Genomic DNA, 7,180 nt, shown 5'->3' on the forward strand with positions numbered 1-7,180 from the left:
GGACGCGGCCTCGGCGACAACGGGCAAGAAGGGTAAGAAAGCCAAGGCCAGCGCAGCAGCAGGTTCCAGCGCCACGACCACGGCTACGGCCGATGCTGCGTCGGGTGCGAGCGGCGCCAAGGCATCGAAGAAATCCAAGAAAAAGAAAGCCGCGAGCGACGCGGCAGCAACCTGAGGACGGCGACGCACTACGGCACTCAATCTCGAGCGTGGAATGGCCATTTACGCGCAGCTCGGATTCAAGCGCCCCGGTCGCTTTGCAGCAGAAACACTCTAGCCGTTCCTCACGGGACGGCATGTTTTCCGTTCGGCAAAGGCAAACCAGCATGACGCCGGACGGCATCTAACCAGCATCGTTTTCAAGTGAGACAGCCATGAGCCTACTCGATACCCTCGCCTCCTCCTTCGGCAATTCGTCGTCTCAAGGCGGCGGCGCGCAGTCCGGCCTCATCGCCGCTGCGATGGAGTTCGTCAATAACCAGCCGGGCGGCCTGAACGGCCTGATTCAGCGTTTTCACGAGAACGGCGCGGGCGACATCGTCTCGTCGTGGGTCGGCAACGGCGAAAACAAGCCAATCAGCTCGGACACCGTGACCAATGTGCTCGGCTCGGACGCTGTCAGCCAGATCGCGCAGAAAGCGGGTCTTTCGGGCGACCAGGTGTCCGGCATGCTGGCTACCGTGCTGCCGCATCTGGTGAACCACGCGACGCCGGACGGCCAGGTGCCGGCGGACGGCAAGCTGGATGTGGGCAGCTTGCTGGGTTCGCTCGGCGGTCTCGGTGCTTTGGCGGGCATGTTCGGCAAGAGCGAAGAACCAAAGGCGTAAGCGTTTTTCGTCCTGCTTTTCTGCAATAGCAAAAAGGGGCAGCGGATCACTCCGTTGCCCCTTTTTGGGTGAAACCGGGTTAAACCCGGCAAGCGTCTTAATGCACGACGCGATCGAACACGAACTCGCCTTCGCGAATATCGACGGGAATCACGTCCTTCGGTCCGAACTTGCCGGCCAGAATCAGCTTCGCGACGGGATTTTCGATTTCCTGCTGGATCGCGCGCTTCAATGGCCGGGCACCGAACACTGGGTCGTAACCCACCTTGCCGATCTGCTCGAGCGCTGCATCCGAGACATCGAGTTCCATTTCCAGCTTCGCCAGCCGTTCACGCAGCCGCTGCAACTGGATCTTCGCAATTGACTGAATGTTGGCGCGGTCGAGCGAATGAAACACCACGACATCGTCGATACGGTTGAGGAATTCCGGCCGGAAGTGCAGCTTGACTTCCTCCCAGACGGCATCCTTCACTGCTTCGTGCGGTTCTCCGACCATCGCCTGGATCACATGCGATCCCAGGTTCGACGTCATCACGATCACCGTGTTCTTGAAGTCCACGGTACGCCCTTGCCCGTCGGTCATACGGCCGTCGTCGAGCACTTGCAGCAGCACGTTGAACACGTCCGGGTGCGCCTTCTCGATTTCGTCGAGCAAAATCACGCTGTAGGGCTTGCGACGCACCAGCTCGGTCAGATATCCGCCTTCCTCATAGCCGACATAACCCGGCGGCGCACCAATCAACCGCGCGACGCTGTGTTTCTCCATGAACTCGCTCATGTCGATACGGATCAGGTGATCCTCCGAATCGAACAGGAACGCGGCGAGCGCCTTGCACAACTCGGTCTTGCCCACACCGGTCGGCCCGAGGAACAGGAACGAACCATACGGCCGGTTCGGATCCGACAAGCCCGCGCGCGAACGGCGAATGGCGTCGGCCACCGCGCCGATAGCCTCGTCCTGCCCGACCACGCGGTCGTGCAACTTGGCTTCGATCTGCAACAGCTTTTCACGCTCGCCCTGCATCATCCGCGACACCGGAATGCCCGTTGAACGCGATACCACTTCCGCGATTTCCTCGGCGCCCACTTGCGTGCGCAACAAGCGCGGCCGCGTCGGATTGCTCTGCTCCGCAGTCTCGGCCTGCGTGACCTGCTTCAGTTGCGACTCGAGTTCGGGCAGCCTGCCGTACTGCAATTCGGCGACCTTCTCGAGCTTGCCTTCACGCTGCAAACGCACGATATCCGCGCGCACTTTCTCGATCTCTTCCTTCAGCGTTGCGCTACCCTGCACGGCGGCTTTCTCCGCCATCCAGATTTCCTCGAGATCGGAATACTCGCGATCGAGCCGCTCGATTTCCTCCTCGATCAACTGCAACCGCTTCTGCGACGCCTCGTCCTTTTCCTTCTTGACAGCTTCGCGCTCGATCTTCAACTGGATCAGGCGGCGATCGAGCCGGTCCATTTCTTCGGGCTTCGAATCGATTTCCATCTTGATCTTCGACGCGGCTTCGTCGATCAAATCGATGGCCTTGTCCGGCAAAAAACGGTCCGTGATATAGCGATGCGACAACTCCGCCGCCGCGACAATCGCCGGATCGGTGATCTCCACGCCGTGATGCAGTTCGTACTTTTCCTGCAGGCCGCGCAGGATTGCGATGGTCGCTTCCACGGACGGTTCATCGACCAGCACTTTCTGGAAGCGCCGCTCGAGTGCCGCATCTTTCTCGATGTATTTCCTATATTCATCCAGCGTAGTCGCGCCGATGCAATGCAGCTCGCCGCGCGAAAGCGCCGGCTTCAGCATGTTGCCCGCGTCCATCGCGCCTTCGGCCTTGCCGGCGCCGACCATGGTATGGATTTCATCGATGAAAACGATGGTCTGGCCTTCGTCCTTCGCAATATCGCTCAGCACGGCCTTGAGCCGCTCTTCGAATTCCCCGCGATACTTGGCGCCTGCTAGCAACGCGGCCATATCGAGCGACAACACGCGCTTGCTCTTGAGCGATTCCGGCACTTCCCCGTTCACGATCCGCTGTGCGAGACCTTCCACAATGGCGGTCTTGCCCACGCCCGGCTCGCCGATCAGCACCGGATTGTTCTTCGTCCGGCGTTGCAAAATCTGGATGGAACGGCGAATTTCGTCGTCGCGGCCGATCACCGGATCGAGCTTGCCGGCGCGCGCGCGTTCGGTCAGGTCGACGGTGTATTTCTTCAGCGCGCCGCGCTGGCTCTCGGCGTCCTGGCTGTGCACCTGACCTCCGCCACGCACCGCGTTGATCGCGGCTTCGAGCGCTTTGCGTGTGAGGCCGTGCTGCTTGGCAAGCCGGCCGGCTTCGCCCTTGTCATCTGCAATGGCGAGCAGATACATCTCGCTTGCGACGAAGGTGTCGTTGAGCTTTTGCGCTTCCTTGTCGGCGCTGTTAAGCAAGCCGGCGAGATCGCGGCTGACCTGGACGTTGCCGTCGGTGCCCTGGACTTGCGGCAGACGCGTCATGGCGTCCTTGAGCGCGGTTTGCAATGCCTGGACCTGCACGCCTGCCTGCGACAACAGCGAGCGCGCCGAACCGTCTTGTTGCTCGATCAGGGCAGCAAGCAAATGAATCGGTTCGATATATTGATTGTCATTGCCGACGGCGAGACTTTGCGCGTCGGCCAGTGCTTCCTGGAACTTCGTGGTTAGCTTGTCGATTCTCATTGAGACCTCCAAATCGGGATGTGTTCAAAATGAGGCGTGATCCGGCACTTTCAAGCGCTCCGTCGGCCAAAAACCGCATTTTTCTGCGTAATCGGTGGTTAATCGGTCTGGTGGCGTCGGGGCGGTTGGGGATGCGGAAGAACGGGCGCGTCGGAAGCTAAAACGGTTGTTGGCGCACGCCGGGTGCGTGCGTCGCGGGAGCGTTGCGAACGGATCGCGGTCGGGGCGGCTTGGCCAGATGTTTGCGGGGCGAGTGTGAATCACTCAGCTCGGTCAGCCATGTCCGGCGATACCGTTCACCATGTCTGCCGCCGGCGTGAAACGCACGATTCCGAGCAACCCCGCGAGCTCGCCAGCCGGCGACGCCAGATCGCCGACCGTATGCTGGTCGAGTTCCTCGAGAAACGCATCGCGCGCCTTGGCGAACACGCCTCGCAGGCGACAGTGAGACTGGATCACGCAATGCCGGTGAAACTCGCTTTCATCAGCGAAACAACCGACTATCGAAAAGTCGTTCTCCGTCTTGCGGACGACCTCGCCGATGGTAAGCAGCGGCGTACGCGCTTCGAGCCTCAGACCGCCGTTACGGCCGCGTACGGTTTCTACCCAGCCCAGTTCCCCAAGCCGCTGCACCACTTTCATCAGATGATTTTTGGAGATCCCGTAGGCATCGGAAATCTCCTGGATGGTCGATAACCCCTCAGGCCGGACGGCCAGATAGAGCATGACGCGCAATGAATAATCGGTGTAATCGGTCAGTCTCATGGGGTATTCGCGTAATCAGTCGCGTGAATCGATCGCGTGGTCGCGGCGGTCCGTTGCGTAGTAAAGGCTTCAATCGCACGGGTATATGGGCACAACTCACGGCAGCATCAATGGCCGGGTAAACGCTCGACCTCCCTGAACCGTGCGTGCCTGGTCTAACCGGTGTTCCCGGCTACCAGACAACAGCGGCAACCGTTACAAACCATGCCGCAAGCGGCCGCTCCCGCCACCAACAGCTTCACGATTAAACGTCGATTATCATGGGAAGCTATCAACGGGAAGTCAATGAAACACTATTCTGCTTATTGGCCCTACTTATTGGCCCCATTTAATGGTCCCATTTATTGGGCTCATCTAACGGCCTTGGCTTTATGGAAGCGAGTCCGTAATAGGTTCGTTGTTTCTCTAGTTTCCGTCAAATACCCTCCGCATAGGGCATTTTCCTAATATCCGGCGAGTCGAAATCGCGCGTTCGGCAATTCGATGGCCGCACTCAGCTTTGCCGCCCGGACTCATTTCACACCTGAATCCTGCCATCGAATCCCATGATTGAGCCTTTGATTAAGCCCCCGACTGAACCCGTGATCGAGCCAAACGCGCAAGCGACGCCATTCGTCCCCGCCACGGAACCCGACGAAACCAATATCCGGCAATTGGTCGACGCATTCTACCGACGTGTCGACGATGACTCGCTGCTCGGCCCGATCTTCGCCCGCGAACTGGCTGGACGCTGGGACGCGCATCTCGCGAAAATGACGACGTTCTGGTCGAGCCTCGTGCTCGGAACCAAGGCGTACCGGGGCAACGTTCAGGAAGCGCACCGCCCGCTCGGCGACATCGAACCCCAGCACTTCGCCCGCTGGCTTACGCTTTTCCTCGATACCGTCAGCACTCGGTACGAACCAGCCGCCGCCGTGCAGTTCATGGAGCCGGCGCTGCGCATCGCGCAAAGCCTGCAATTGAGCAAGTTCGGCTGGGACTATGCCATTCCTGGTGCTCAGGTCGATTTGCTCGCGTCCCTCAAGCGCCTGCGAACGGGTCGTAGCGAGAACGAATCGTCGGCGGAGTTACCTGACCGGAGCCGCGGCGAGCCGTTTCCGGCCAAGCTGTCGGGCGTTGAAAGCGAAGAATCCTAGACACATGCGGTGCGGGCGAACGGACCACGCCTGGCTTACGCCTCCGCCCCTTTCTTCGACTCCGGATCCCATCGCGCCCGGGCGGCATCGTCGGATTCGCGCGCATCGACCCATTTCTCGCCGTGTTCCGTCTTTTCCTTCTTCCAGAACGGTGCCTGCGTTTTCAGATAATCCATCACGAACGCGCACGATTCGAAGGCCTCTGCCCGATGCACGGCGGTAGTTGCCACCAGCACGATCTGATCGAGCGGCAAGAGTTTCCCCACGCGATGCACGATCAGCACGTCGGAACCCGGCCAGCGGTCGCGCGCCTCACCCGCGATCGCCTCCAGCGCCTTTTCGGTCATGCCGGGATAGTGTTCCAGTTCCATCGCCTGGACGGTGTTGCCTTCGTTCAGATCACGCACCGTGCCCACAAAACACGCCACCGCGCCGACCTTGGGATTGTCGGCACGTAGTGCGGCAACTTCCGTGCTGATATCGAAATCAGCTTCCTGCACACGTACGCGGGTCATCTCAGCCGCCCGTGACTGGCGGGAAAAACGCGACTTCACAGCCTTCCGTGATGCGTCGCGACGGGTCGGTCATTTCGTGGTTGCACGCCATTCGCAACGAGCGGCCTTCGGCGAGCGTTTCCGCCCACGCGCCGCCGCGCGTACGCAGCCAGGCCCGCACGTCGCCGACGCTAGCCACGCCGTCCGGGACCTCCACGCTCTCGTTCGCTACGCCGAGCGCTTCACGCACGCCCGCAAAAAACCTCAATTCGACTTTCATGGTTGCCTTCAACGCATCAGTTCTGAAAACGGCATGAAACGCACAGTCTCGCCGGCCTGGATGGCGTGATTCGGCGGGTTATCGATCAGTCCGTCGCCCCAGACCGTCGATGTCAACACCGCCGAGCTTTGATTCCCGAACACCTCCAGGCCACCCGCGTCGTTCACACGAGCGCGCAGGAATTCGTTGCGCCGGTCACCCTTTTTCTGGGTGAAATCCGCGCGCATTGAATATACGCGCGGCTCGAGCGCCTCGACGCCCGCCAGCCGCAGGATAAAGGGGCGCACGAAGAGCAAAAACGTGCAGAAGCTGGACACCGGATTACCCGGCAAGCCGATAAAAAACGCCTCTTCACCATTTTGCGCCGCCGCCTCGCGCCGCACCGCGCCGAACGCGAGCGGCTTGCCGGGTTTCATCGCGATCTGCCACATGGAAATGCGCCCCTCGGCTTCCACCGCGGGTTTCACATGATCTTCCTCGCCGACCGATACCCCGCCGCACGTGAGGATCAGGTCGTGATCGAGCGCTGCCCGCCGCAGCATTTCGCGGGTTGCGTCGAGCCGGTCGGCCACGATACCGAAGTCCGTCACGTCGCAACCCAGCTTCGCGAGCAACGCACGCAGCGTGAAACGGTTCGAGTTGTAGATCGCGCCGGGACGCAACGGCTCGCCGGGCATAGTGAGTTCGTCACCGGTAAAAAACACCGCCACGCGCACCTTGCGCACGACCTCGAGCGCAGCGCTTCCCACCGATGCCGCCAGCCCCAGCGCCTGCGGCGTAAGCCGCGTGCCGGCAGGCAGAATCACGGAGCCGCGACGGATATCGGCACCTTGCTGCGTGATCCATTCGCCTTCGAGCGGCACTTGCGTGAACGTCGCGCCGGCGTCGTCGAGACGAACCATCTCCTGCATTACGATAGCGTCGGCACCCGGGGGCACGGTTGCTCCGGTGAAGATGCGCGCCACCGTGCCGGCGGCGAGCGG

The 7,180-nt window shown here is 61.0% G+C and carries 7 protein-coding genes; 2 read left to right on the forward strand and 5 right to left on the reverse strand.

The genetic code is table 11. From position 1 onward, the window contains the following. Positions 1 to 374 precede the first annotated feature (374 nt). Positions 375 to 827 (forward strand): YidB family protein, encoded by a 453-nt coding sequence (locus tag EOS_RS39485; RefSeq protein WP_047897671.1) that lies wholly within the window; start codon positions 375 to 377, stop codon positions 825 to 827. A 97-nt stretch (positions 828 to 924) separates the two neighbouring features. Here EOS_RS39485 and clpB read toward each other — a convergent pair whose 3' ends face one another. Both clpB and EOS_RS39495 read right to left on the reverse strand, forming a co-directional pair. Beyond that, positions 925 to 3,522, reverse strand: a complete 2,598-nt coding sequence (gene clpB, locus EOS_RS39490) for an ATP-dependent chaperone ClpB (RefSeq protein ID WP_047897672.1) — start codon at positions 3,520 to 3,522, stop codon at positions 925 to 927. A gap of 273 nt (positions 3,523 to 3,795) precedes the next feature. Then, positions 3,796 to 4,287 (reverse strand): Rrf2 family transcriptional regulator, encoded by a 492-nt coding sequence (locus EOS_RS39495; RefSeq protein WP_047897673.1) that lies wholly within the window; start codon positions 4,285 to 4,287, stop codon positions 3,796 to 3,798. A 584-nt stretch (positions 4,288 to 4,871) separates the two neighbouring features. Here EOS_RS39495 and EOS_RS39500 point away from each other — a divergent pair. Beyond that, the gene (locus EOS_RS39500) at positions 4,872 to 5,423 is read left to right on the forward strand and encodes a group III truncated hemoglobin (protein ID WP_047897677.1); all 552 of its coding nucleotides are present in this window, start codon (positions 4,872 to 4,874) and stop codon (positions 5,421 to 5,423) included. A gap of 35 nt (positions 5,424 to 5,458) precedes the next feature. Here the strand turns inward: EOS_RS39500 and moaE are convergent, their stop codons facing one another. From moaE to EOS_RS39515, 3 genes are all read right to left on the reverse strand, one after another. Continuing rightward, positions 5,459 to 5,938 (reverse strand): molybdopterin synthase catalytic subunit MoaE, encoded by a 480-nt coding sequence (moaE, locus tag EOS_RS39505; RefSeq protein ID WP_047897674.1) that lies wholly within the window; start codon positions 5,936 to 5,938, stop codon positions 5,459 to 5,461. 1 nt (position 5,939) lies between these two features. Next, the gene (gene moaD / locus EOS_RS39510; protein ID WP_047897675.1) at positions 5,940 to 6,197 is read right to left on the reverse strand and encodes a molybdopterin converting factor subunit 1; all 258 of its coding nucleotides are present in this window, start codon (positions 6,195 to 6,197) and stop codon (positions 5,940 to 5,942) included. Between the two features lie 8 nt (positions 6,198 to 6,205). Next, positions 6,206 to 7,180 (reverse strand): molybdopterin molybdotransferase MoeA (locus tag EOS_RS39515; RefSeq protein WP_047897676.1); only part of this gene is annotated, 975 nt, incomplete at its 5' end.

Source organism: Caballeronia mineralivorans PML1(12), from assembly GCF_001028175.1.
GTDB classification, from domain to species: domain Bacteria; phylum Pseudomonadota; class Gammaproteobacteria; order Burkholderiales; family Burkholderiaceae; genus Caballeronia; species Caballeronia mineralivorans.